24 protein-coding genes are annotated in these 25,095 nt (G+C 54.0%); 12 read left to right on the forward strand and 12 right to left on the reverse strand.

Annotated elements, in window-relative coordinates; genetic code table 11:
* Positions 1-14: 14 nt before the first annotated feature.
* Complete coding sequence (locus tag JWG43_RS11630; protein WP_205243101.1) at positions 15-386, reverse strand: hypothetical protein; 372 nt, start codon at positions 384-386, stop codon at positions 15-17.
* Positions 387-940: 554 nt separating this feature from the next.
* Here JWG43_RS11630 and JWG43_RS11635 point away from each other — a divergent pair.
* Both JWG43_RS11635 and JWG43_RS11640 read left to right on the forward strand, forming a co-directional pair.
* Positions 941-1,663 carry a type 1 glutamine amidotransferase gene (locus JWG43_RS11635; RefSeq protein WP_205243102.1) on the forward strand — a complete coding sequence of 241 codons (723 nt, stop codon included), beginning with the start codon at positions 941-943 and terminating at the stop codon, positions 1,661-1,663.
* Positions 1,664-1,798: 135 nt separating this feature from the next.
* On the forward strand, positions 1,799-3,115 hold the full coding sequence (locus JWG43_RS11640) for a hypothetical protein (protein ID WP_205243103.1): 1,317 nt from the start codon (positions 1,799-1,801) through the stop codon (positions 3,113-3,115).
* A 125-nt stretch (positions 3,116-3,240) separates the two neighbouring features.
* On the opposite strand, the gene JWG43_RS11645 is transcribed toward JWG43_RS11640, so the two are convergent.
* The gene (locus tag JWG43_RS11645; protein WP_205243104.1) at positions 3,241-3,957 is read right to left on the reverse strand and encodes a TIGR03943 family putative permease subunit; all 717 of its coding nucleotides are present in this window, start codon (positions 3,955-3,957) and stop codon (positions 3,241-3,243) included.
* Positions 3,958-3,961: 4 nt separating this feature from the next.
* Entirely contained in the window at positions 3,962-5,065 is a 1,104-nt protein-coding gene (locus JWG43_RS11650; protein ID WP_205243105.1) for a permease, read from the reverse strand.
* A 417-nt stretch (positions 5,066-5,482) separates the two neighbouring features.
* Here JWG43_RS11650 and nifH point away from each other — a divergent pair, with 417 nt between their 5' ends.
* The 9 genes from nifH to JWG43_RS11695 all read left to right on the forward strand — a co-directional run bounded on the left by nifH (position 5,483) and on the right by JWG43_RS11695 (position 12,815).
* Positions 5,483-6,310 carry a nitrogenase iron protein gene (nifH, locus tag JWG43_RS11655; protein ID WP_205243106.1) on the forward strand — a complete coding sequence of 276 codons (828 nt, stop codon included), beginning with the start codon at positions 5,483-5,485 and terminating at the stop codon, positions 6,308-6,310.
* A 135-nt stretch (positions 6,311-6,445) separates the two neighbouring features.
* On the forward strand, positions 6,446-6,793 hold the full coding sequence (locus tag JWG43_RS11660) for a P-II family nitrogen regulator (protein WP_205243107.1): 348 nt from the start codon (positions 6,446-6,448) through the stop codon (positions 6,791-6,793).
* Positions 6,790-7,164, forward strand: a complete 375-nt coding sequence (locus tag JWG43_RS11665) for a P-II family nitrogen regulator (protein ID WP_205243108.1) — start codon at positions 6,790-6,792, stop codon at positions 7,162-7,164. Before JWG43_RS11660 ends, JWG43_RS11665 begins: the two co-directional genes overlap by 4 nt.
* A gap of 28 nt (positions 7,165-7,192) precedes the next feature.
* Complete coding sequence (gene nifD / locus JWG43_RS11670; protein ID WP_205243109.1) at positions 7,193-8,830, forward strand: nitrogenase molybdenum-iron protein alpha chain; 1,638 nt, start codon at positions 7,193-7,195, stop codon at positions 8,828-8,830.
* Positions 8,831-8,854: 24 nt separating this feature from the next.
* Positions 8,855-10,228, forward strand: coding sequence for a nitrogenase molybdenum-iron protein subunit beta (gene nifK, locus JWG43_RS11675; RefSeq protein ID WP_205243110.1), 1,374 nt, complete (start codon positions 8,855-8,857; stop codon positions 10,226-10,228).
* Between the two features lie 81 nt (positions 10,229-10,309).
* On the forward strand, positions 10,310-11,467 hold the full coding sequence (locus tag JWG43_RS11680; protein ID WP_205243111.1) for a NifB/NifX family molybdenum-iron cluster-binding protein: 1,158 nt from the start codon (positions 10,310-10,312) through the stop codon (positions 11,465-11,467).
* A 33-nt stretch (positions 11,468-11,500) separates the two neighbouring features.
* Positions 11,501-11,803 (forward strand): (2Fe-2S) ferredoxin domain-containing protein, encoded by a 303-nt coding sequence (locus tag JWG43_RS11685; RefSeq protein ID WP_205243112.1) that lies wholly within the window; start codon positions 11,501-11,503, stop codon positions 11,801-11,803.
* Positions 11,804-11,813: 10 nt separating this feature from the next.
* Entirely contained in the window at positions 11,814-12,263 is a 450-nt protein-coding gene (locus JWG43_RS11690; RefSeq protein ID WP_240193544.1) for a GNAT family N-acetyltransferase, read from the forward strand.
* Between the two features lie 105 nt (positions 12,264-12,368).
* Complete coding sequence (locus JWG43_RS11695) at positions 12,369-12,815, forward strand: hypothetical protein (RefSeq protein ID WP_205243113.1); 447 nt, start codon at positions 12,369-12,371, stop codon at positions 12,813-12,815.
* Between the two features lie 109 nt (positions 12,816-12,924).
* On the opposite strand, the gene JWG43_RS11700 is transcribed toward JWG43_RS11695, so the two are convergent.
* From JWG43_RS11700 to JWG43_RS11735, 8 genes are all read right to left on the reverse strand, one after another.
* Positions 12,925-13,659 carry an NYN domain-containing protein gene (locus JWG43_RS11700; protein ID WP_205243114.1) on the reverse strand — a complete coding sequence of 245 codons (735 nt, stop codon included), beginning with the start codon at positions 13,657-13,659 and terminating at the stop codon, positions 12,925-12,927.
* Positions 13,660-13,760: 101 nt separating this feature from the next.
* Complete coding sequence (locus JWG43_RS11705; RefSeq protein WP_205243115.1) at positions 13,761-14,222, reverse strand: hydrogenase maturation protease; 462 nt, start codon at positions 14,220-14,222, stop codon at positions 13,761-13,763.
* Between the two features lie 365 nt (positions 14,223-14,587).
* The gene (locus tag JWG43_RS11710; protein ID WP_205243116.1) at positions 14,588-16,054 is read right to left on the reverse strand and encodes a Ni/Fe hydrogenase subunit alpha; all 1,467 of its coding nucleotides are present in this window, start codon (positions 16,052-16,054) and stop codon (positions 14,588-14,590) included.
* 125 nt (positions 16,055-16,179) lie between these two features.
* Entirely contained in the window at positions 16,180-17,166 is a 987-nt protein-coding gene (locus tag JWG43_RS11715) for an NADH-quinone oxidoreductase subunit B family protein (RefSeq protein ID WP_205243117.1), read from the reverse strand.
* On the reverse strand, positions 17,156-17,581 hold the full coding sequence (locus JWG43_RS11720) for a hydrogenase iron-sulfur subunit (protein ID WP_205243118.1): 426 nt from the start codon (positions 17,579-17,581) through the stop codon (positions 17,156-17,158). The genes JWG43_RS11715 and JWG43_RS11720 overlap by 11 nt, the downstream gene beginning before the upstream one ends.
* Positions 17,581-18,498 (reverse strand): CoB--CoM heterodisulfide reductase iron-sulfur subunit B family protein, encoded by a 918-nt coding sequence (locus tag JWG43_RS11725; protein ID WP_205243119.1) that lies wholly within the window; start codon positions 18,496-18,498, stop codon positions 17,581-17,583. Before JWG43_RS11725 ends, JWG43_RS11720 begins: the two co-directional genes overlap by 1 nt.
* A gap of 17 nt (positions 18,499-18,515) precedes the next feature.
* On the reverse strand, positions 18,516-19,019 hold the full coding sequence (locus tag JWG43_RS11730; RefSeq protein ID WP_205243120.1) for a 4Fe-4S dicluster domain-containing protein: 504 nt from the start codon (positions 19,017-19,019) through the stop codon (positions 18,516-18,518).
* A gap of 12 nt (positions 19,020-19,031) precedes the next feature.
* A complete protein-coding gene (locus JWG43_RS11735; protein WP_205243121.1) occupies positions 19,032-21,041 on the reverse strand; it encodes a CoB--CoM heterodisulfide reductase iron-sulfur subunit A family protein in 2,010 nt (669 codons plus the stop codon).
* Positions 21,042-21,960: 919 nt separating this feature from the next.
* On the opposite strand from JWG43_RS11735, the gene JWG43_RS11740 reads away from it, so the two are divergent.
* Positions 21,961-22,959, forward strand: coding sequence for an Lcl C-terminal domain-containing protein (locus JWG43_RS11740; protein WP_205243122.1), 999 nt, complete (start codon positions 21,961-21,963; stop codon positions 22,957-22,959).
* 95 nt (positions 22,960-23,054) lie between these two features.
* Here JWG43_RS11740 and JWG43_RS11745 read toward each other — a convergent pair whose 3' ends face one another.
* Complete coding sequence (locus tag JWG43_RS11745) at positions 23,055-24,845, reverse strand: KamA family radical SAM protein (protein WP_205243123.1); 1,791 nt, start codon at positions 24,843-24,845, stop codon at positions 23,055-23,057.
* Between the last annotated feature and the right edge of the window lie 250 nt (positions 24,846-25,095).

Genomic DNA, 25,095 nt, shown 5'->3' on the forward strand with positions numbered 1-25,095 from the left:
GTCTGCTGAGGTGGTCAATCGGAACGGCCAAAGAGCAGGTAAATGATGAAGCCGAGAATAGCTGCTCCACCAAAGAGCACCGGCAGTACTTTGTTGACCTGTAACTCATCTCCTACCACCAAGGTCTGCATGTATTCCGTGCCCGAGGCGTACCAGACCCCCAGGAGCACGGCGAAAATGATCAGGTCGCGGAAGGCTTGTTTATAAAGCAGGTAGGCAACGAGGGCAATGAAGGGGACGAGAAACCAGGGATTGGTGAATAAGCCACTGAAATCGACTTCGCTGATCTGCTGCGGCAGGTTTGTCGTTTCCAGAAAGTCGCCGATGGGTGCGGTGATGGTCCTGGTCTTTTCCAGGGCAGTATCGATGATTGAACCGAAATTCACTGTTATTCTCCTGTGGTACCTGAAATGACATGATGCAGGGTTACGCAACTGGGTTGAGATGTTGGTCGAGGCTGCGCAGTCTTCTGCTGCTAGTGTATGGTATCAATGCGCGGTGGGTGCTGTCAAAATGAAAACCAGAGAAAGGGTTTTTTCAGCAACCGCTTTATGTGTCGTTTTTGTTTCAACCGTTCCAAAAAGAGCACAAAAATGAAATGAACAAGCAGGAGGGGAATTTTGCCCGTCTCGCGGTCAAGGGAAAAAAGCCTTATATTTCTGTGTAGTTCTCGTTGTTAGAGGATAAAAAGGCTTGATCGAGGTTATTGGCATACATCTTGTAATGTTATTGATCAGTAAAGGATCGACAGCAGGCACCATGTGGGTGTGTCACGGTTTGTGTCGAACCTTGTCTATCCTTTTGTCTGGAGCCGGTGCATTGGCCGGCATTGTTTCTCCTGTTTATTGGCAGCAGGAGATTCTGTTCCACCTCCTCCTTGGGCTGCCCCGATCTCCTCCTCTCTGCGGGGCAGCCTTTTTCCTTTTCGAAAACAGAACATATGGCGTATCGAGTTCTCGTGCTACAGCATGCCGAATGGCAGTCTCCCGGGAAATTACTGCTGCAGTCTGCCAGGGAGAGCAGGGTCAGGCTGCACAGAATCAACGTCAGCCAGGAAAGCGCCGCTGACTTTGCCGATTATGATGGCTTGATTATTCTCGGCGGACCGTTTCAGAACGATCAGGAGAAACAATACCCTTTTCTTCGCGAGGAAAAACGGCTCATTCGTGCCTGGGTTAATTTGAACCGGCCCTGTCTGGGATTCAATCTGGGACAGCACTTGTTGGCCGAGACCGCTGGCGCATCCATTGGTACCGGGTATGGTACCAGTATCGGATTCATCGACGGACATCAAACCCACCAGGGGAAAAAACATCCCCTTTTTCTCGGTGTCAGCTCTTCCTTTCCCCTTTTTAAATGGCACACCCGGGCCATTGAATCACCTCTGCCGCGAAACATGGTTTTGCTTGCCACCTCAAAGGACTGCATGGTAGAAGCATGTTGCCTGGAGGGTCGTCCCCATATCATCGGTCTGCAATGTGACAACCATCTTGGCGCCCCTGAGGATGTAGCACGACTGATCGCCCATGAGATGGTCGGTATCGGTCAGGCCGATCACCCAAGGACCCAGGGACTTGTGGAACAAGCTGAAGTCAGAGCAGCTGTTCTCGCCACGACCTTCAGATCCATGATGCATAATTTCTTCACCATGCTGAAAAAATAATTCTCGATCCATGAGCGTATTGAAAAAAACTCCGAAGGGCGACGGGTGCCGGCTTATGGAACACAAAGGCGCCGCACTTATAACCTCTGACGGGTGCCCATCCTCAGGGGCTGTGCATCCCGGCACTCTTTTCCCATGAGCATCTTAAGTCAGCATTCCGTTTTCTCCGCCATGCTGCAGGATGGACCCTTTGCGGTGGAAGAGGCGCCACCTCTGGACCATCACCCATACTCCCGGGAGGCAAAGGCCTGGGTGCAGACCATCCGTACCAACCAGTTGCTCAAGACCAAATACCGTTCCGTCCGCAATCAGATTTTCGATCTTCTCGGCATCAACACCTTCGATGAGGTTCTGGCCCTGATCCATGATCGGCGGCTGCGGGCCAGGGCAGCGGATCGAGCCTATTTGCTGCTTGGCAACATGTTTGATCTCAAAGGCGGAAACAGTCAGGAAATTGTCGGGCATCTGCGTGAATATGCCCGGACCGCCGATGATGTTATCACCTCCTTGCGAGCCAAGGTCCTTGCCCCGTACAGTGCCCACATCGAAACCACCAACGAGATCGTTACGGCCTGGGATCCGGTTGAATTGTTGCTGATCCTTTTTGATGACCGCTATCATCGCAAGGCCCGCTTTGAGGCGAAAAGAAAACTGGCGCTCATGGGGCTGGCCGGATCCATCGACCAGAGGGAGCGGGAGACGAGAATAGCGGAAAAATTCTCCGTTTTTCTCGACTTTCTCAATTCTTTTGTCTGGAATCCTGGTTGCAAGATTGGAGATCTCGATATCAGCTATCTCCATTCCACTCATGACCCCGATGATTTCAGCTGTAGCACCGTCCGGGTTCTTGGGGAGGAGGAGGCCTTGATGATGTCTCCGGCTCCGGGGGAGAAATTGACACTGGTCAAGCGTCGCAGATTTCGCGACCAGAACACCGACATTCCCATATATGTGACGATTCGTAAAAAGCCGCCCTCGGCCAAGGTGCTCAAACTTCTGCGTAAAAATGAAAAAAATCCCGCCACCGCGGTGGACGATGAGCTGGGATTGATGGCCGTGCTCAATTCAGTCAACGATGTTAAACGCTTCGTACGTCACCTCACCCGCAGTGCAGCCAGGGCCGAATCGTTCATGACCCTGGAAGATATTTCCGACACCTTGACCGGCGGTGCCTACCACGGCACGGCCACCGGCAGTTCAGGTCAAACCTCGATGCTGAAGTTCTTTGCCCGGACCGGCGGCATGCGCATCGAATTCATTCTCCATACCAATCGCTCTTATCTCAATTACATCTATCAGCGCGACGTGGCCCATGATGAATACGAGGTCAAGCGTATATTCGATACCGGCGTAGTCGCTTTTCTTTTTCCCCCGGATATCTATCACCTGGACCTGGAAAGGATCCGTGCCTATCAACTGGCCTGGTTTCGAAAACAGATCGAAGAAAACTGATGCAACTTGGCCAGTTTCCAGGTCGGGCAGACTTTCCTTTGCCTGAATCCGTGACGGCTGCTGTTGTTTTGGATATATCTTGCTGGAATCATCTTATATGACGCGGATTCGATCTTTCGTAGTTTCTAAAACAGATAAGGAAAAGCGGGCTCGCTCTCTGCCGACAAGGTGGTATCGATGATCAGGGGAATAGTGAAGCCGTGCCTTGCATACAGGGTCAGCCGTCCCCGAGCGCGAACCCAGCTGTCATTGGCGAGGTCGCTGTCCTCTTTTGGGTCGATAAGAACGAAGACCGGCAGGGCATCGGCGGCGCAACAGGTTATCCTGAACCGGTAGCAGACCAGGAATTCCTCAGGCAGCTGCGGGTCGTGCAGCAGCCGACAGACCACCTCCACCTCCTCATGAAGATATCGATCGCTGTTCCGGTACAATCCGGTCAGGGACACCTCGCCCCTCGTTTCATCCTCCCATGCTTCCCCATTGGCCCTCTTTTCGATAAATCCAGGGATCAATAAACCATCCGCGGTCCGTAAACTTCTTTGCAAAAAGGTGTCGGCATTCAATCTGGCCTCATGGACCGGCACCCAGTACAGCAACGGAACGAGCAGAATGACCAGGGCTGGCCATTGCCAGCGGAGCATGTTCGGATTGGCTTGCTCCACCGCCGGCCTGGTCAGGTTCACTGCCAGAAACAACACCAGAATCACGGTACCGCAGGCCACAAGCCACCAGAGTTGAGGATGGAGAAGTCGGGCCAGACTGCTCTGGCCGTATGTGACCAACCAGGCAAAGAAAACGATCCAGGCGGCCAGAACGCAACTTTTCAGAATTCGGTAGAGCATGGAACTACAGCAGGAGGGCAGGAAAGAAGGTCTGCAGGCCAATCATCCATAGCAGAACCACGATGAAAACCGACAGGGACAAAGCAATAATGAGGCGTTTGCGAAAGACGCTGAAATACATCAGGAGCAGTTTAACGTCCAGCATCGGCCCCAATACCATGAAGGCCATCTGGGCACTGCCCGGCAGCACCCCTCTGAAACTGGCAGCGATAAAGGCGTCGGCTTCGCTGCAGAGATTGAGCAGCATGGCCATGATCATCATCAGTACGATGGCCTGCTCGGGATTGGCGAGCAGATGACTGAAAATATCCATCGGTGTTATGCTGCGGACCAGGGCAGCAATGAAGGCACCGATAACCAGATAGAAACCGACACTGAAAAAATCGTCGCAGGCATGTCCCAGGGCATGGCGGACACGATCTGCAAGTGCACCACTGTTGTTCCGGTCGTGGGCACAGCTCTGGTGACCGCAGGAAGCCGCACCGCTGTTGCGCCATTCAGGCAGGATGCCGTTGTCCCGATTAAACCATCGTCCCAGCAACAATCCGATACAGACAGCGATACAGTAACCGCTGCCAAGGCGCACGGCCACCACCACCCAGTCGTAGTTGTAGGCAACGGCGGTGGAAAAGGCAACGATAACATTAACAATAGGGCCGGCGAGCAGAAAAGTGAGGGCGGCCGCCAGGGGTATACCTTTGCCAAGCAATCGTCTGACCACGGGGATGATGGCGCATTCGCAGACCGGGAAAAAAAGGCCCATGGTGCCGGCGAGCAGGACGGAGCGGGTGCGGTGGCGATGAAACATTTTTTCTATCCAGGCCACGGGCACAAAGACTTCGATCAGGCCGCCGGCCAGGGCACCGATGAGCATGAACGGCAGGGCCTCGACCATGATGGCGAGGAAATTGATGGCGATATTGTTGACCAGGCCGTGCCAGGCCGGTGTCCTGCCCAAAAAGAAAAGCAGCACGGAAACCGTTAGAAAGAGGATGCCGACCAGCCAGGCCAGTGCCTGCGAGAGCCCTGGAGCCTGGGAGGATGCGGGGACCGGTTGATACATGGGTATCGGCCCGCGAGGGGTGTAATCTTGATCGTCTCGGTCCATGGCACTGAGAAAAGGCCGGATTGGGGGTGGCGGCAGGAGGAGAAAACTGCAATCCGGCTTATGCGTTGCCCGTTCCAGGCTTCCTCTTGCTTTACCAGGGGGACACTCTATCCTGGCTCCGGAAAATGTCAATGAGAAGAGAATCCGCTTAAAGTGACACTTTTGTTGATGAGCTTCCAAATTGTCGCAGTGGCGACAATCATGGATTGGGCCCTTGCCGGACCGTTCGGGCAATTTCAACAAAAAAGAAGTTTTTAAGTATTTGATATTAAACGATTAAAGTGGATTTACCCCTTGTGGCACAGGCTTTGCCTTAGACAAGGCAACAAGGCGGTTTTTTTCGCCTGCTCAGGAACACTGACAGCGGACTGGAATAAACCAGCAGTATCCCGCATTCATAAGGAAGGAGCCAAGGTCATGAGAAAGGTAGCAATTTACGGAAAAGGCGGTATCGGCAAATCCACCACCACCCAGAACACGGTGGCAGGTCTGGTGGAGATGGGCAAAAAGGTCATGGTGGTTGGCTGTGATCCCAAAGCGGATTCAACCCGGCTGCTGCTCGGTGGTCTGGCCCAGAAATCGGTCCTTGACACCCTGCGAGAGGAAGGGGAGGACGTGGAGCTTAACGATCTTCGCAAAATGGGGTACGGCGGGACCTGGTGTGTCGAGTCCGGCGGCCCGGAACCAGGCGTTGGTTGTGCTGGTCGTGGGATTATCACCTCCATCAATATGCTCGAGCAGTTGGGGGCCTATGCCGATAGTGAAGGGCTGGATTATGCCTTTTATGACGTGCTTGGCGATGTCGTCTGTGGCGGATTTGCCATGCCGATCCGCGACGGCAAGGCCGAGGAAATCTACATTGTCTGTTCCGGCGAGATGATGGCCATGTATGCAGCCAACAATATCTGCAAAGGGATCATGAAATTTGCCCAATCCGGAAATGTCCGTCTGGGCGGCCTGATCTGTAATTCTCGTGCCGTGGATAACGAACGTGAGATGATTGAAGAACTGGCCAGGAAGCTCGGTACGCAGATGATCGCTTTTGTCCCCCGTGACAACGATGTCCAGCGGGCGGAAATCAACCGCAAGACCGTGATCGAATGGAATCCGAACGCGAAACAGGCCGATGCCTATCGGACCTTGGCAAGGGCGATCGATGAAAATGAAATGTTCGTCATTCCCACTCCCCTGGCCATTGAAGAGTTGGAGCAGCTGCTTTTGGACTATGGCCTTATGGAAGCGTAAAGAAGAAGCAGATAATCGGCCAACCTTTCCCCTTTGCAAGGGGGAAAGAAATCGAAACCGTATGCCTGGAGTTGACCCGCCTTCGAATCGATGTCCTGCAGGCTGTTACTTTCTATCTACACAGGAGATACACCCATGTTGATCATGATCAGAGCCATCATCAGACCGGAAAAAGCTGATGCCGTTCTTGCCGCCCTTATGGATGCAGGATTTCCCGCAGTGACCAAATACTCGGTTGCCGGCCGGGGTAAACAGCGCGGCATCAAAATTGGTGAGGTGACCTACGACGAGATTCCCAAAACCATGCTGATGAGCGTTGTTCGGGCCGAAGACAAGGACTTTGTCATCAAGACCATTATGAATACAGCACGCTCCAGCGGCAAGGGCGCCTTCGGTGACGGGAAGATCTTCGTCAGCGAGGTGGAATGTGCGTACACCATCAGCTCCGGAGTGCAGGAAGGAGCTCTGGAGGTGGCGGCATGAAAGAAGTGATCGCCATTGTGCGCATGAACATGATGAACCAGAACAAAAAAGCCCTGACCGAGGCTGGAGTGGATGCTTTTTTCGTCCACGAAGCCACCGGCAGAGGCAAGGGATTTGTCAATCCTCAGGTGCTTAAGGGCGCCAGCGATGGGTATGAAGAGGCGGCCTCTCTCCTTGGGGAGAAGGGTAAGCTGTATCCGAAACGGTTGATTACCATCGTGGTGGAGGACGGTTTTGTTGATACGGTGGTCGAGACCCTCATTGCAACCAATAAAACAGGGAAACCCGGAGACGGCAAGGTCTTCGTGATGCCACTGGTTGACGCTGTTCGGGTTCGAACCGGCGAAACTGGTGCGCAGTCTATTTCCTGAGCCTGGGGAAACCAAGGAGTACATAATCATGGCAACAGCAAAGAAAAAGCTGGTTGAATTGCAGCCTACGGATATCAAGGAAGAGCTGCTGAAGAAATACCCGCCCAAGGTGGCGCGGAAGCGGGCCAAACAGATCCTCATCAATGAGGCCCTGGAAAACGACACCCCTGAAATCACCGCCAATGTCCGTACCATTCCGGGTATCATCACTATGCGCGGCTGCACCTATGCCGGTTGCAAGGGTGTCATCATGGGGCCGACCCGGGACATCGTCAACTTGGTGCATGGTCCCATCGGTTGCAGTTTTTACGCCTGGCTGACGCGGCGCAACCAGACTGATGCCGGTGTGGACGGTGAAAACTACATGACCTATTGCTTCTCCACCGACATGCAGGATTCCGATATTATCTTCGGTGGCGAGAAGAAGCTGGCCCAGGCGATTCAGGAGATCTACGACCTCTTCCACCCCAAGGCGATCACGGTGTTTGCCACCTGTCCGGTAGGTCTGATTGGTGACGATATCCACACTGTTGCCCGCAACATGAAGGAAAAACTGGGTGACTGCAATGTGTTTGCCTTCAGCTGCGAAGGGTACAAGGGGGTCTCTCAATCAGCCGGCCACCATATCGCCAACAATCAGGTGTTCACCCACATGGTCGGCGAGAACGACGAAGAAAAACCGGGAAAATACAAGATCAACCTGCTGGGGGAGTACAATATCGGCGGCGATGGTTTCGAAATTGACCGTATTTTGGAAAAATGCGGTATCACAACCATTTCCACTTTTTCCGGCAACTCGACCTACGACCAGTTCGCTTCAGCCCACACCGCGGATCTCAACTGTGTCATGTGCCATCGCTCGATCAACTACGTGGCCGATATGCTGGAAACGAAATTCGGTATTCCGTGGATCAAGGTCAATTTTATCGGTGCCCGGTCCAGCGCCAAATCTCTGCGCAAGATAGCGGAATATTTTGGTGACCAGGAACTGATCGACCGGGTCGAGGCGGTGATCGCTGAAGAAATGCCCCAGGTCGAAGCGGTGCTTGCGGAAGTGCTGCCCCGCACCCAGGGCAAGACAGCCATGCTTTTTGTCGGCGGTTCCCGGGCACATCACTATCAGGATCTTTTCACGGAAATGGGTATGAAGACCTTGTCCGCCGGGTATGAGTTTGCCCATCGCGACGATTATGAAGGGCGACAGGTGATCCCAAATCTTAAGGTGGATGCCGACAGCCGTAATATCGAGGAGATAGAAATAGAACCGGATTCGGAGCGTTATAAGCCACGTAAAACCGATGCCGAGATGCAGGCACTGGAAGCCAGAGGATTCAAGTTCAAGGAATACGACGGCATCCTCCCCGATATGGAGGCTGGCACCCTGGTCATCGATGATCTCAATCAGTATGAAGCGGAAAAGCTGGTGGAGTTGATGAAACCCGATATTTTCTGTGCCGGCATCAAGGAAAAGTATTCGATCCAGAAACTGGGTATCCCCATGAAACAACTGCACAGTTACGATTCAGGGGGGCCCTACGCCGGGTTCCGGGGAGCGATTAATTTCTACAAGGAAATCGATCGCCTGGTCAACAGTAAGGTCTGGGGCTATATGAAAGCGCCCTGGCAGGAAAGTCCGGAACTCTCCGCCACGTATGTGTGGGAATAACGTATTAACCAAGAGGGTAGAACAATGCTACTTCGACATACTCCCAAGGAAATCAACGAGCGCAGTGCCGTCACCATCAATCCGGCCAAGACCTGCCAGCCCATCGGCGCCATGTACGCGGCTCTGGGCATTCATGGCTGCCTCCCCCACAGCCATGGGTCCCAGGGTTGCTGCGCGTATCATCGCAGTGCGTTGACCCGGCACTATAAAGAACCTGTTTCCGCAGCCACCAGTTCCTTCACCGAGGGGTCGTCGGTGTTCGGGGGTCAGGCCAACCTGCTGCAGGCCATCAACAATATTTTCACTGTCTACAATCCGGAGGTGATCGCTGTCCATACCACCTGTCTGTCGGAGACGATTGGTGATGATCTTCCCCAGATATTTGACAAGGCCCGCAAAGAAGGCACCGTGCCCAAGGGGAAAACGCTGATCGGTGCGCCCACGCCAAGTTACGTTGGTTCCCATGTCACCGGATTTGCCAATATGGTCAAGGCGATGGCCGACCTGGCCGAGCCGACAGGCAAGAAGAATGGCAAGGTCAATGTCATCCCTGGATGGGTCGAGCCCTCCGACATGGAGGAAATCAAACGGCTGGCTGGCCTGGTCGGTGCGGAGATCACCCTTTTTCCCGACACATCCGGTATCCTCAATGGTCCCTTGTCCGGTGAATACCACATGTTTCCCAAGGGTGGCGTGACGGTGGGGGAGTTAAAGGGATGCGGTGATGCCACAGGTACCCTGGCATTGGGTGAATGGTGCTCCGCCGATGCCGCTCGCCTGCTCGACACCAAGCACAAGGTGCCCTGTCGTATCCTGGACATGCCCTTTGGCCTTAAGGCCACTGACCGGTTCATCGATGCCCTGCGCATCGTCAGCGGTACCGTGGTCCCGGAGGAGATAACCTGCGAGCGCGGTCAGTTGGTGGATCTGATTTCGGACATGCATCAATATTTCTACCAGAAAAAAGTCGCCCTGTTTGGTGATCCTGATCAGTTGATCGCCATGACCGAGTTCCTGGTTTCCATTGACATGTGCCCTGTGCATATCGTGACCGGCACCCCGGGCAAGCGCTTTGAAAAAAGGATCAGGGAGTTGACCAAGGACCTGCCGGTTCCGGTGAATGTACGTGCGCGGGGCGATTTGTTTCTCCTCCACCAGTGGATCAAGAACGATCCGGTGGACCTGCTCATCGGCAATACCTACGGAAAATATATTGCCCGCGACGAAGATCTGCCCTTTATCCGCTGGGGTTTCCCCATTTTTGATCGGCAGGGGCATCAGTATTTCCCCACCGTTGGGTATAAGGGTGGCCTGCGCCTGCTGGAAAAGGTGCTCGATGTCCTTCTCGACCGCAAGGACCGCGACGATCCGGAAGAGCAATTCGAACTCGTCTTGTGATGCAGACAGCCCTGCCGGGTCAGCAGGACCCCCCGGCGGGTCTTTCCTTATTCATCAACCTGGATCCGTGAGCAACCTATCATGACTGTTATCCCCATTACCAGCGCATCCCGATTCGCTCAGCGGGCAACCGCCGCCCCTGTCAAGACCCTGAAGCTGCCGGTGGCACCGCGGGCCCTGTACCGCCTTCGGCATGCCCCGGAGAAACACCTCGACCAGGTCCTGACCCCTGAGGAAGCCCTCCGCGAGGTCGCGCTTCATCAAGGGTTGGCAGATGTCGAACTGGAGGATCCCGGCGACCCCCTGGCTTCCATGGCCACGACGCTGGCGACCCTCGCCTTGCTGAAAAAACATCATCCTGAGCTGCGTATTACCCTGACGACTCTGGGGCTTGATGGCGAGGGGTGTGCCGCGGAGCTGGCCGCGGCAGGGTTGGACCGGGTCACCATCCAGGTCGAGACCATGGAACCGGCCACCGCGGAAAAACTGTATGCCTGGATTCGTCCGGGAACAAAAACCCTCCCCTTGTCCAGAGCCGTGGCGCAACTCGTCACCACCCAACCGAAAACCGTTCAGGCCATGGCCACGGCCGGGGTGGAGGTCAGGATCCGCACGACAATCTATCCCGGTATCAATGCGCATCAGGCGGTGATGATCGCCGAGAACATGGCCGCGCTGGGTGCCACGGCCATGGAGTTGGTGCCGTATACACCTGATCCCCAGGCCGTGGACGGACCAGTGCCGCCCACCCGGGAACAGATGGAACAGATCAGCGCTTTGACCAGTCAATATCTGCAGACCTCTTTACAAGGGATGTCGGTAGTTGAGCGGGGTTGTGCATCTGGCTGCGGATGCGGTGCCAAGGTGACTGCGCAACCGAAACTGCCCAAGCCAAGCAACGAGAGACCTAATGTGGCGGTGGCGAGCGCCACCGGTATCGATGTCGACCTGCATCTCGGCCAGGCTGATACCCTGCTTATTTATGGCCCCAGGGGTGACGGCCTCACCTGTCTGCTCGAGACCAGGCAGGCGCCGGCGCCAGGAGGTGGTGAATCCCGCTGGGAGCAGTTGGCCCGGACCCTCAACGATTGTTTTGTCCTGCTGGCTGCCAGTGCAGGGCAAAGGCCCCGGGAGATCCTCGCAAGCCAGGGTATTCATGTGCTTCTCACCGAGGAGAACATCGAAGGAACCGTGGATGTCCTCTACGGTGGCGGCAAAAAACAGCGATGTGGTACATGATTAAAAAAACACACTCATAAGGAAGGAACAACAATGGCTGTTTCAGCGCAACAAATTCTTGTCTGTCAGAGTTTTCGTGTCAAAGGTGACCCCAAGGGGATCTGTCATAAACAGACCGATGGGTTTCTCCAGTACCTCGAAGAGGAGCTGCTTGACCGTGGTATGGATGTCCAGGTGATTGCCACCGGTTGCCTCAAGCAGTGTGAACAAGGTCCGATCCTGGTGGTGCAGCCGGAGAACTGGTGGTACAAGGGGGTCAACAGCACTGCCATCATTGATGCCATTCTTGATGGTCTCGAGGATGGCAGCCCGGTGGACGAGTATCTGCTTGTCTGATGCAGGGGGCATGCCCATGCTCATGGTGCGCAGGGCCCGGCACGAAGATCTGGATGACTTGACCGCTCTGCTTTGCCTCCTTTTTTCCCTGGAAGCGGATTTCGACTGGGATGAAAAAAAACAGCACCAGGGACTGAACCTGATGCTGAACAACAGTCGGGGCTGTGTGCTGGTCGCGGAAAACGAGAACAGGATCGTCGGGATGTGCACCGGTCAGGTGGTGATTTCAACCGCCGAGGGCGGGCCGGCGGTGCTGGTCGAGGATGTGGTGGTTGCGGAAGAGGCCCAGGGGCAAGGGGTCGGGCGTGCTCTGCTGGAGGCGATGGCGGCCTGGGCCCGGGAACAGGGAGCAACCCGGATGCAGCTCCTTGCCGATGCAAATAACACCCCGGCTCTGCAATTTTATCAACAGGTCGGGTGGCGGCGAACGGAGCTGATCTGTCTGCGGCAGGCTGTGTAATCCGGAACCTGTCACCGGCACGACGGATTTTTACTGTCTTGGATCTGTGAGCGTATTGGGCGGTGGTCCGTGCGTCAGCTGTATATATTCGTAGGAGAGAGACCCATGCTGCATTTTCCGAATCAGGCCCAACCGGATCTGGTGGGCTTTGCCGATATCCGTCCCCATCCCATTGCCGACTGGCAGCAGTACAGGAGAGAAGGGCAACAGTACCTCGATCTGGCGCAAGCCGCTTTTTTGCGGGAGAAAAAGGCCTTCACCACGGAAATTCTTTACAATCTCATCGCCATGGCCATTGAAAAGCTGGTCATGGCCGCTTTAATGGAGATTGGTCGTTTACCCTACAACCATACCATGCATGATCTGGTGGCAGCACTCAAACAGTGGCTGCCGGAGACCATCCAGGGATTGGAAGCGCAGGTTTGCAGTCTGGACAGGTACCAGGACATATGTGATCCCTATGCCTGGAGTATCCGTATCCCGACCAGAGACGAAATACAAACCATGCTGGAATTGGCCCGGAACCTTGAGCAGCGCTTGAATGCCCGGTGATGGCGCCGACCCGGGCGAGCATTGCCCACCATGGCTCGGCCGACGCTCCCCGTGGAAAGCTATTCTGGCTGGGTCGGCGAACTGGATCGGATTGATGCCTCATTCCCGCTCACTTCCCCTTTTGCCGTTCGTTTTTCACCAGAATACTCTTGCCCTGCCGTTCGATGGTGAACAGCCCTATGGCGGTGACCAATTCACTGAGCTTGGTGTATCCGTAGTTCCTTGGATCAAAGTCAGGGGCCTGTTTGACAATGTTGCTGCCAACCGGTCCCAGGTTGGCCCAGCCGTTTTCATCGGAAGAGGCTTCGATCGCCGCTCTGAGGAGCAGCAGCAGTCTGGTGTCGCTGCGTAATTCACTGTTGGAGCGGGGCGTCAACCCTGCTCCGTTTGCCGGGCTGGAGGTGAACACCTCGGTATAGAGAAAGCGGTCGCAGGCGGCGACAAATGGTCGCGGTGTTTTTTGCTCGCCAAAACCATAGACCATCTTGCCGGCCTCTCTGATTCGTGAAGCCAGTCGGGTGAAATCGCTGTCACTGGATACGAGACAAAAACCATCGAAAGGGCCTGTATAGAGGAGATCCATGGCATCGATGATCATGGCGCTGTCGGTGGCGTTTTTTCCGGTGGTGTAGCGGAACTGCTGGATGGGCTGAATGGAGTTTTCCAGCAGGACCGCCTTCCACTGCCCCAGATTGGGGGTCGTCCAGTCGCCGTAAATTCTTTTGACATTGGCGACGCCGAATTTGGCGATTTCCGCCAGTAGTCCCTCTATGATTGCCGGGCTGGCGTTGTCCGCGTCAATTAGGACAGCTAAGGCCTGGCCGTTTTCCCGCTGTGTTGTCATCGGTTATTTCATTGAAGGTAGAGAATTATTTTTTGAAGAGGATATTGGCAAGTCAGCGTACGCGCATTCAATATCCTCTGTCACTACCGGCAAGGTTGCAATCAGACCATTGCCGTAATCAAACCTTTGATCCGCTCAACCACCTTGCCCACCGCAGCTTCGACCTCAGGCGACATCTGTTGGGTAAACTCCGTGATATCCTTGACTTCAATGAGCAGGATTTGGATATCGGTCGGCATATCCTCAGGGAAACATATATAGCCGGTTTTCAGGGTTGTGCCGAGGGTGATGGCGTGCGAGTTGACCAGAGCATGGGTGGTGAAGATGTCATCCACCGTGACCTCGATGATGGTGCCTGGCACGTTGCCCAGTTTGCAGGCGTCAACAATAATGGCTCTCTCAAAGCCGCGGATTTTGTCCATCACTTCGAAGCCAACTGTATAGACCACCTCGGTCTGACAGGGTAGGTGTTCATGCTCCAGTCGCTCGACCACAACCACACCGGCCCGGTCATCCTGGAGGTAGGGATTGCCTATGCCAATCACCACGCATTTTGTTTTCATGCTACCCCCTATTGTTGCAGCAAAGGGCCGAAAAAGGTAAGCGCTCTTCCGGCCCAAAGAGTTGAGCTTCGTTCAACTGAAGTTTGTTCCTGTGGGCCCCTGACAGATTCGCTCCTGAATCCGTGACGGCTGGACTCTTGCTTTGGATATATCTTTCTGTAGTCATTTATTAATTGTAGCTGAATCCTTGGCAATACATTTCACCCGCCGCCCTTTGGGGCCGACCGTGCGCACGCCATCTTCATTGCCCGTATCCGTCCGATAAAGTGTCCTTTAATCGAACGGCCACGAACAACGAAGCCGACGCACGGGCGAACGCTCAAGGATTCAGGTCTCTGCCTACCGGGGCCATCCAACTCCATGCGTTAAAAATTCTTTAGAGCCTTATACAGCTTACCGTTGTTATCAAAAATCTCCACCTGCAGTGGGGTTTGACCGTTGGTCAACGTGTGGGTAGCGCAAGCCAGGCAGAGGTCATAAGGACGGAAGGCCATTTCTACATAGTTCAGCATGCCCTCTGCCACATTGCCATTTTTGATAAAATGTTTGGCCGCTTTTTTGACTGCCAGGTTGATAGGGGCGTTGTTGTGAGTGGTGGCGACGATCAGGTTCGCATCGGTGACAATGCCTTTGTTATCCGTGAGATAATGATGGATAAGAGTACCACGCGAGGCCTCGATGATTCCGATTCCCTCTCCGGTGCAGGATGTGGGCTTGTTCCAGGTCTCCTTGCTGGTGATGTCTGGGTCTCTCGATAACTCCAGGCAATTTTCCGCAGCATTGAGCAATTCTATTGCCCTGGCCCAATGGTACCCCAGAATATTATGTACCGGTCTGACGCCGAAGGCGGCATGAAATTTTTCAAAATGCTGTTGCGCAAGCGGCGTATTCATCCCTGTGGCGATATTCATCCGGGCTAATGGACCGACGGCGTATATATTGGTCCCCGGGCCCTCGACAATTCCTTGCCAGGCACCGAGCTTTTTTTGATAGGGAAATTTCAAGTAGGTCCAGGGTTGGACCCGTTCCGAGATGAAATCGAGATATTCCTTGCCGTTGAACGTGCCGACTACCTTGCCGGCGCTGTCGATCACCTTCTGGGTGCCGTCGTAATAGGTGCTTCGATCCTGCTCATCAACCGAGCCCATGTAGCCGACTTCGACCCGGTACATATCGCCGGTGACCAGCTCCATGTATTTGTCATTTTTCAGGACCACATCTTCAAAAACCTTAAGGGTCAACTCACCCAGGCCCACCAACTCTTTGGACCACTCCTCAATCTGCCGGCGCTCTTCCTCGTTCAACTGCTTGGACCAGCCACCGGGGATAGCGGCCACCGGATGGTTGGGCTTGCCTCCCAGTAATTCGAAAATTTTCAAGGCCAGACCTCGCCTCCGCAGCACCTCCCGACCTACATCGGCCCCAACGGCGTTAATCAGGCCGACCACATTCCGCTCAGCTGGATTGGATTCTGGTCCGACGACAAAATCAGGAAAACCCAGGGCGTAGAGAATGACGGTGTGATCTTCCACAATATGGGCGTTGAAAAACAATTCCCGCAGTTTGCGTCCTGTCGGTGGTGGCGTCACCCCGAAGACCTCGTCCGAAGCCTTCATGGAAGCGGTGAAATGGACACCACGGCAAACACCGCAGACCGTGGACACAGTCCGGGGTACCTCCTCCATGGGCATACCCTGGAGAAATTTTTCAAAACCTCGAAATTCAACGGTTTGGAAAAAGGCATCATCAACATTGCCATTATCATCCAGGAAAATGGCAATCTTGCCGTGTCCCTCAAGTCGGGTGATCGGATTTATTTCGATTTTTTTCATAGTGCTGCTCCTTGCCGTCGATACCGGCACGCTTAGCTCGGGGCCAAAGCCGAATTTTTTCTTCAGCGATTCAGAAATATGTATGAACAGACCTTCCCGGCTGTTCTTGTTGACCTCCTTGCGTGCTACTTTTCTTTCCGCTCGGCAATTGTGTGGTTGAGATTCGAGGCCGTGTGACTGTAACGATAGAACATTTTAGCCATATCATTATACTTCTCAATGAACTGGACAGCGGTTGCATCATCAGCCATGCTCGAGGCCAGGGTTGAGACGCAGCGGGCTCCGAAATCTTTGATACCGGGTATGGGGCCGCCGCAGCCGCGGCAGGGAATGTTCACATTGAGACAGGAGGCGCCGCAATCTCCCTGGGTAACAGGGCCGAAGCACATATACCCCTGCTGGAGCAGACATTTTTCAAAATCGGGTTGCCCGTCGATGGTGCGTTTGATCTCGCCTACCGGCAGCCGCTCCTGACCGGTGATGGCGGGATTGCGCTTGCAGATATCGCAGACAGCCTTGCCACAGGTCAGCCAGGAACCGGCAGGAGGTAAATCGCCGGCAAGGATGGCTCCTACCAATTTGCCAACAAAGGAAGGATGGGGCGGGCAACCACCAACATAGTATTCGACATCGACCACCTGGTCGATGGTGGAACAGTTGTCAAGGAAGGCTGGAATGGTAAGATGGTATTTGCCGTCCAGCATATAATCCGGGGTCGGATAGATCCCATCGGGATTATCCGTAGAGAACGAGGTCTTATAGGCTTGATCGAACAGTTCCTCTTTGGTGTAAAGATCACCGAGAGCGGCAATGCCGCCTAGAGTTGCGCAGGCACCGAAGGCCACCAGGATTTTGGATTTCTGGCGCAGAACCTGAACGGTGTGCAGATTCTCGCTGTTACGGATCATGCCATCGACAAAGGCCAAGTCAATCGATTTGTCCGGCATCTCCTCCAGATCTTTGTATTTGACATCAGCCACCGTCGGTGCCCAGAATACGATTTCCAAGGACTCCAACGCATCGACCAGAACCTCGGAAAGGTCGACCACGCTCATTTCGCAGCCCGCGCAGCCTCCGGCGAGCAGAAAGGCGGTTTTTACTTTATCTGCCATGACCATTACCTCCCTTGAGCGGGCTTGGTCCCAGCTCCTGCAATTCTTTGGTAAATTCTTCGATAACTTCTGCAAAACGATAGCCTTCTGCACCGGAAATCCATTCCACGCGAAAACGTTTAGAGTCAAAGCCCATATCTTCAAGCATTTTAGAGAGTATTGTCATCCGTTGCGAGGTTTTATGGTTACCCGTTTTATAATGGCAATCACCGAAATGGCAGCCACCGATCATAACGCCATCAGCCCCTTTTGCAAAGGCCTCCATGACATATTCAGGTTCAACCCGTCCTGAACAAGGAACCTTGATCAGTTTTATGGAAGGCGGGTACGTGGCTCGCAGATTTCCAGCGAGGTCGGCGCCCGCATAGGTGCACCACTGGCAAGCAAAGCCAACAATATTTGGATCGTAGGACATTAGGCTACCTCCTTGATGAGACGGTCTTCGCTTTGGATTGTTGCAATAACCGCACTGCGGTCGATCTGCGAAATGGAGGCCACCTGGTTTGGATCAAAACCCATGGCCAGGGCTAGCAACTGGGTGAAATAAAAAGTTGGAATAGGTTCGAAATCTATCAGACCACGCTGTTTAAGAATTGGTTGCGACATATCGAACTGAAGAAAACAGGAGGAGCAGGTGGTGACGATCAGGTCGGCATCAGTTTCCTCCTTGATGGAAACTATCTTTTCTTTAAACAGCCCCAAAGATTTCTCTTGATCGGTGGAGCGCATGCCTCCCATGCCACAACAACCGGCAAGTCGAGAATAATGGGGCACAGTTGCCCCGGTTGCCTCACAAAGTTCCCGAAGCATGGTGGGGAAAAAGGGATTCTCTTCATTGACTTTATAGACATCGGTTGGCCACAGGGCATGACAACCTGTTTGCACCGCGATTTTTAATCCTTCAAGGGAATATTTCAGATTTTCCGTGATCTTCTGGGTGCCAATCTTACGATGGAGCACATGAGCAACATGATAGATATCCGAGGTGCCATGGAAGGTGCGGTTTATGGTGGCCAAACTGGCGTTGACAGCTTTTCTCCGCCCGCTGTCCTCGAGAAAATGCTTAGCTTCCGAAAGCACACCGAAACATGAGTTGCAGCCGGTCATGATATCGACACCCTGCTCTTCGGCGATAGTGATGTTTCGGCTGGAGATGGCGCACCAGGTGTTGAGGTCGAATGAAGGAGCTGTGCCCCAGGCCGGGCAACAGGAGGCGCCTAGCAGATCGACGGGTTCGATACCCAGAACCGGAAAGATTTTGCGAAAAGATTGTTCAATGTCAGGGTTCTTCAACGGTATGTTACATCCAAGATATAAGCCGATTTTTTCCATGAGTCCTGTCTCCTTTATTAAAAAAGTCCCAACGCACCCATGGGGCTGTTGTTGATCAGCGTTTGGATTTCTTTTTTTGCCTGTTCGTCAAAGGCCGAGGTCGGAGTCTCCTCGGGCAGGCCAACCTTTTTCCTCGCTTCTCTGGGGTCGGTATAAACAGCATGACCAGTCTCAAAGAGATTCATCTGGCTGGTGACAGAAGAGGTGGAAAAAGCGAGTTGGTTCGCCTGATAGCGCCGAAAAGCAAAAACGACTTCCTGAGGACGTACACCCTGCGGACAGACTTCGGTGCAGCGGTTGCAGGCCTGGCAACCCCAACTCGAAGAATCTTCGATGATCTCCTCCAGGTTACCGTTGAGCAAAGACCGGATCAGGTGACGACAAAGCAGCGGAAACCCCGCCTTTACTCCGGGGCAAACAGCTGAGCAGGCCCCACATTGGACACAATTCAGAATGTGCTCGCCGCCGTAACCAACGACGGTGGATACGGCTTCGTTGATTTTGTTTTGGTCTACTATCATTGTGCACCCTCCTCACGCCGTCAAGGCTTCGATTTGCGCAAAAATCTGCGATTCTTCATACCCATGGAGGACGATTGCTCCTGAAGGGCAGGCCGAGGTGCAGACACCGCAACCTTTGCAGGATGACATCTCGATTTGGGCCCTGGGACGGTCCGCATAGGTCTGCATGGTGATGGCGTGATACGGGCATAGCGGGATGCAGATACCGCAGCCACTGCATTTCTCGGAGTGGACCTCGGAAATAATCGGGTCGATCCTTACTCTGCCCTGCGCCAGCGGTACCGCCGCCGCCGCCGCTGCTCCCTTGGCCTGAGCAACGGTGTCCGGGATATCCTTGGGGCCCTGGCAGCAACCGGCGAGGAATAGCCCTTCCGTGGCGGTCTCGACTGGGCCAAGCTTGGGGTGCAGTTCTCTGAAAAAATTGGATCCGCAGAACTGTAATCCCAGTTTCTGAGCAAGCGCGGTCGCATCTGGAGGTAATTCCACAGCGGTGGCCAAGACGACTAAATCGGATTCGTACTCGATGCTGGTTGCCGATTCCATATCATAGGCCAGCACCCTGAGTTTATCCTCCGTCAACATCTCCAAGCCGCCAACCTTGCCCTTGAAAAGATTGATCCCCATTTTTCTGGCTCCAACATAGTACTCGTCGTATTCCTTGCCAGCAGCGCGAACATCGATAAAATGCATGTTAATCACCATGTCCGGATACTTCTCCTTGATCAGCCGGGCCTGTTTGATCATATACATGCAGCAGAAACGGGAACAATAGGTGTGGAAGTGCTCATCGCGCGAGCCCATGCAAGAGACAAAGGTGATGGTGCGTGGTTTCTCTTTGTCCGAGGGGCGCAGCAGTTTGCCTTCGGTTGGACCCGTGGCTGAGATGATTCGCTCCAGTTGCAGAGCGGTGATAACGTTTGGGCAAGCCGGAGCCATCTCCTTGAACCAATCCTTGTCCATCACCTGATAGCCGGTGGCGATGACGATAGAGCCAACCTCAATCTTCCTGATGGCGCCGTCGGGGTTATGGGCGATGGACCGATTTATGGCCTCAGCCTGACAGGATCGTTCACAGGGGGCGAGGATGGGTCTGCCTGTTTTCTTGTTGATCTTCGGGAGGGTGCCGATATCGCGATCCGCACAGTTGATGCAATGGTTAATGTCGACCACAGCTTTTTTGGGCACGGCCTGGGGGAACATGATATAGGCCGCCCTTCGATCCGATAGTCCGGCATTGAACTCGTCCGCTGTCTTTGCCGGGCATTTTGTTGCACAGTCACCACAACCAGTACACCTGCTCCAATCGACATAGGTTTGTTTTTGGCGTATTTTTATAGTGAAATTACCAATATAACCTGATGCATCATCCACCTCTGAATAGGTCAGGGTTTCGATGTTGGGATGGTTATAGGCCTCGACCATTTTTGGGGTGAGGATACAGGCGGAGCAGTCATTGGTGGGAAAGGTCTTGTCCAGCTGGGCCATGACGCCTCCGATCGAGGGTCTTTTCTCAACCAGATAGGTCTTGTGGCCCATGTTGGCCAGTTCGAGAGCGGCACTGATGCCGCCGATGCCTGCGCCAATAACCAGCGCCGCATTGGTGACAGGAACGAATTTATCTTCCAGGGGTTCCAGGAAGCGGGCTTTGCCGACGGCTGAAGCTACGATTTTTTTTGCTTTTTCGGTCGCCCCTTCGTGATCGTGGCCGTGTACCCAACTCCCCTGGTCACGGATGTTGGCCATTTCAAATAGGTATTTATTCAGCCCAGCTTTTTCGATGGCTGCCCTGAAGATGGGTTCATGGGTCCGAGGGGTGCAGGCCGCGACCACAACTCTGTCGACCAGGCCGTCTCGAACATCCTGCTTGACCATTTCCTGGCCCGAATCCGAGCACATGAACAAATCTTTGCGGGCAATAACAACGTCCGGCAGAGTTTCCGCAAAGTCTCGGACAGTTGCGACATCGATTACACCAGCAATGTTTGAACCGCAATGACAAACATACACACCGACTTTTGCCATACAGACCTCCTTCTTTAGAGTGATAGGTCTCCAAAAGGTTGCGAAGCGGCCAGCTGCTGCCCCCCTACGTTCACCTCGCGAGGAATCATTTTTTTTGATGCTATCTATCTATTTTACTGACCAAAGGTTTAGCAACCACATCAAGTATTTAAGCTCTAGGGGAAATTATTATCTTCTGCAATGGTTTTTTTCTTGCACATCTTGCACAAGACGTCGAATTGAAAAAAATTTGTAATTAATTACCAAAAAAAATAGGGAATTATTTATTTCTAATTTTTAATATTAAATTTTTAAATTTTGATACCTCGTTGCCAAGGATAGTCGCCAAAAAAATTTTTTCACCTGTTGCCGACAGTGCATTTTTGCTTTTATTCCGATTATTTTTACGTCCAGTGGCAAGAATTGCTGTGCAATACTCTTCTAATTTTTCACAAATCGCATAAAGCGACCAGCCCAGTTAAGACAACAACCATGGACAAGTTGGATCGATAGAGAGTAATCAAGAGCGGGTTGAAAGATTGGCGGAAAGCCAAGGCGAGATGGAGTTGAAGGGGCAATATAGCTGGCTGACAGAGGCTGTTTTTTCCGGTGCGGGGCTGGGAAGTTTTGTTGCCTGCCCTTCCTGACGTGGTAGGATAATAAACATGAACAGCGAGCCAAATAACGCAAACCTCAATCCGTGACGGCTGGGCGCTTTTTTTGGATATATTTTGCTGTGCTCAGGTTATAATTGCAGCGAAATCCTTGAAAAAATCTTTCACCAGTCGTCCTTCGGGGCGTTCGTCCGCACGCCATCTTCATCGCCTGTACCCGTCCGATACAGTTTCCATTCATCCAACGGTCACAGACAATACAGCTGACGCAAGGACGAACGCTCACGGGTCCAGGTTATAGTGTCAGTTTCGATTACCAGGAGAATATGAATCAGAATCGAATTGCAGCGAGTAGAAAGTTGGGCCTGCGAATCCTTGCCAGCGGTCAGAATACCTGCCATGCGGCGGATGGCAGCCCGATACCATGCCTGGGCTCAGGTCAGGACGGCGAGTTTTTTGTCGCGGGGGACTGGCCTGTACCTCGTTTTCAGCAGCAGGGCATGATGGTCCTCGATCAATGGACAGGGCTTACCTGGACAACGGACGCCAACCCGGAGGAGTTTCCTCTGCTGTGGCAGGAGTGCTTTGATGCTGTTGAGGAGATGAACAGGGAAAAGTACGGCGGATGGGATGACTGGCGCATGCCCGGACGCCGTGAGTTGCACAGTCTGATCAGTTTTGCAGCCAGCAGGCCGGCGCTTGCCGAAGAACATCCTTTCAGGAAGGTGTTTCTCGGCTGGTACTGGTCGTCCACCACCTATGCCGGACAGACAGCCTATGCATGGCGGGTGCATATGGAAGGGGGGCGGATGTTTTTCGGCAGCAAGAATGAGTCGTCTTTATTGTGGCCTGTCCGCGGTGAAAGTCCCATTGTGCCCGCCAGCGGCCAGGCTGGGACCTATGACCCAAAGGGGCGTGATGCTCAGCATGGAGTTGTTTTGCCTGATCCCCGTTTTGTGCTTGAGGATGAGAGTGTGGTGGATCTTCTCGCCGGATTGCGCTGGTTGCGCCGGGCGGATCTCTGCGGGCCGGTGAGCTGGCAACAGGCGCTGGAACGGGTCGTGGAATTGCGGAGGGTATCTCCGCAACGGGCCTGGCGTTTGCCGAGTATCCGGGAACTGGACAGCCTCACAGATGCTTCGAGATCTTTTCCCGCCCTGGCGGCAGGGCATCCATTCCAGGAAACCGGCGACGGCTACTGGTCGTCAACCTCTAGCAGCTTTGCCTGCGACTGGGCCATGGTCCTCTATCTGGGTAAGGGGGCGGTGGGGGTGGGATATAAGCAGGGCGATCCTTTCCTCGCTTGGCCGGTCTGCGATGGGTAATCAGCACAACCCATGGAAATGATCGAGGATGGCGGGCTGCGATGCAACCTTTGCAGGCCGGAAGCAGCGGCGGTCCGGTTTCAGGAGGAGGGCTTTCAATAGTAATACCAGATTGTTCTGTACTCGTTGATATTTTCACCAGCCTGTTTCAGGCGTTTCAAATAGCCGTCAATGGAGACATCGGTGTAGACATAGGTGTCCATCAGGGCCAATTTCTTTTCCCAGGGATGGAACTCGTAGACCCGTCGGCCATCGGGAAGGATGGAGATCAGGTCGCGATGCTGAGAGGCTTTGAGGTAGTTTTTGCCCAGGCGCGGGACATTGAAGACGATTTCATCGGTGCGAACCGTACCCGGCAGCAAACGGGCCTCTTCGTCCTGTTCCTGGAGCAGCCGAGGGATGGGGACCCGATAGGTGTCGGTTTCGTCCTTGCCCTTGGTGTTGAAGGTGTAGTAGGGCGTGACGCCGATGAGACGCAGTTTCTGGCGGAGAGCGGCGGTTTCAAAGCGACGTGAATTGAAGAAGGTGTACACCAACTGGTTGTAGACTTCAATGCCGAACAGCCGGAACCGCTGGACCGCGGCCATGGCCTCGGGGGTGATCTCGGAGACATGTTCGAAGTGGGTGACCACCATCACTTCGCGGCGACCGGGTTCATGGAAGCGGGTTACCGCCCGGACCAGAGATTCGCTGATCCGTTGCGGCAGGGTGACCGGCGTTCGGGTGCCGAGACGGATGCGGTGAACATGTTTGATGGAGGCCACCCGGGCCATCAGTTGCTCGATCAGGGGATCGGGAAGGAGAAAGGGGTCGCCGCCGGTGATCAGGACTTCATTGATTTCCGGTGTGTTTTCGATCCAGGCCAGGGCCTTTTCCTGGCTTTCCGGAGAAAGAATAGCGCTTTCGGAGTAGACATCTTCTATTTGCCAGTTGCGCTGGCAGTAGACACAGATCTGCGGGCAGGTGAGGACCGGCTTGATGATGACGATATTGGGATAACGGCGGGTGATGCCTTCAATGGGCGAGGTGTCCAACTCACTCATGAAATCACTGACGCAATCTTCGCCCTGCCGATTTTTTCGCATCTTGCGGACATAATCCAGGGGGGGGATGACCTGGGCCCGGATGGCGGTGTCGTAGGTTTTGCTGTTGGCCGGATCGAACAGGGACAGGTAATAGGGGGTGATGCCAAAGGGAATGCGATGGCGGCGGGCCAGGCGAACAGCTTCGTACTCGTCTTTGTCCAGGGCAATGAGATCGCGCAGGGTATCGGCATCGCGGATGATATGCCTGGTGTGCCATTTCCAGTCGTTCCATTCCAGGTCGGTGATGTTGAAGGCACGCTGGATGGCCAGTTTGGCGGTGCTCCTTTCACGCAGCAGATGGTCGTCCAGGCCGCAGGGATAGGCAGCCATTTTCCGTGCGGCCTTGCGGGCCATGCGTGAGAGATCCATGGAACGCAGCCGGGCCGCCTTGCGGCCGCTGTATTGAAGGAAGGCCGGCGCTTTTTCGTTGTAGACCTTGGCCGTACCGCTGATGCCGCGGATCAGGTGTTCAACTTCGGCAATGAACCCCGGCGAGGGCGGTTTTGCTTTTCGGCGTCTGTCACGTGCTTTGAGCACGGTTACCAGGTATTCGAGAAAGCTATATCCGGCCAGTTCCTCGCTGCGGGGTGAGAGCAGGTTGCGGAAGGCCCAGATGGCGTCGCGGCAGAGAATCCATTCCATTGAAGGGAGTTTTTCGGCGCGGTCGAAAACAGTGATCAGCAAATCGGAAAGGTGCGACCGTAGGGCCAGGCGTTTTTCCTCCAGGGACCCGTCGTTGAGGAGGATGGCTTCCACCTGGGGGTTGGTAGCCAGAGCGGCGCGGAGTTTGGCGTATTGCATGGAGAGTCCGTCACGTTGTGGTTCACAGGGAACCCTTATCGGAAAACAGGGTACAGGATCCAGCCGGAGGAAACAGGAGCAGGACAGGGGGCGCCTATACCCTTGAAAGCAAATCAGGAGGTAAGGAGTCTAGTAAAAATAACTTGAACACTATGGGTTTTGTTTAGGAGCAATCATGTAGTTCCACTCGCCGTGAAACTCATCACGAATGAGCGCGAGTTGTTCCATGTCTTTGTCGGGCACCTTAATA

The sequence above is a fragment of the Desulfobulbus alkaliphilus genome (assembly GCF_016918545.1).
Classification (GTDB): Bacteria; Desulfobacterota; Desulfobulbia; order Desulfobulbales; family Desulfobulbaceae; genus Desulfobulbus; species Desulfobulbus alkaliphilus.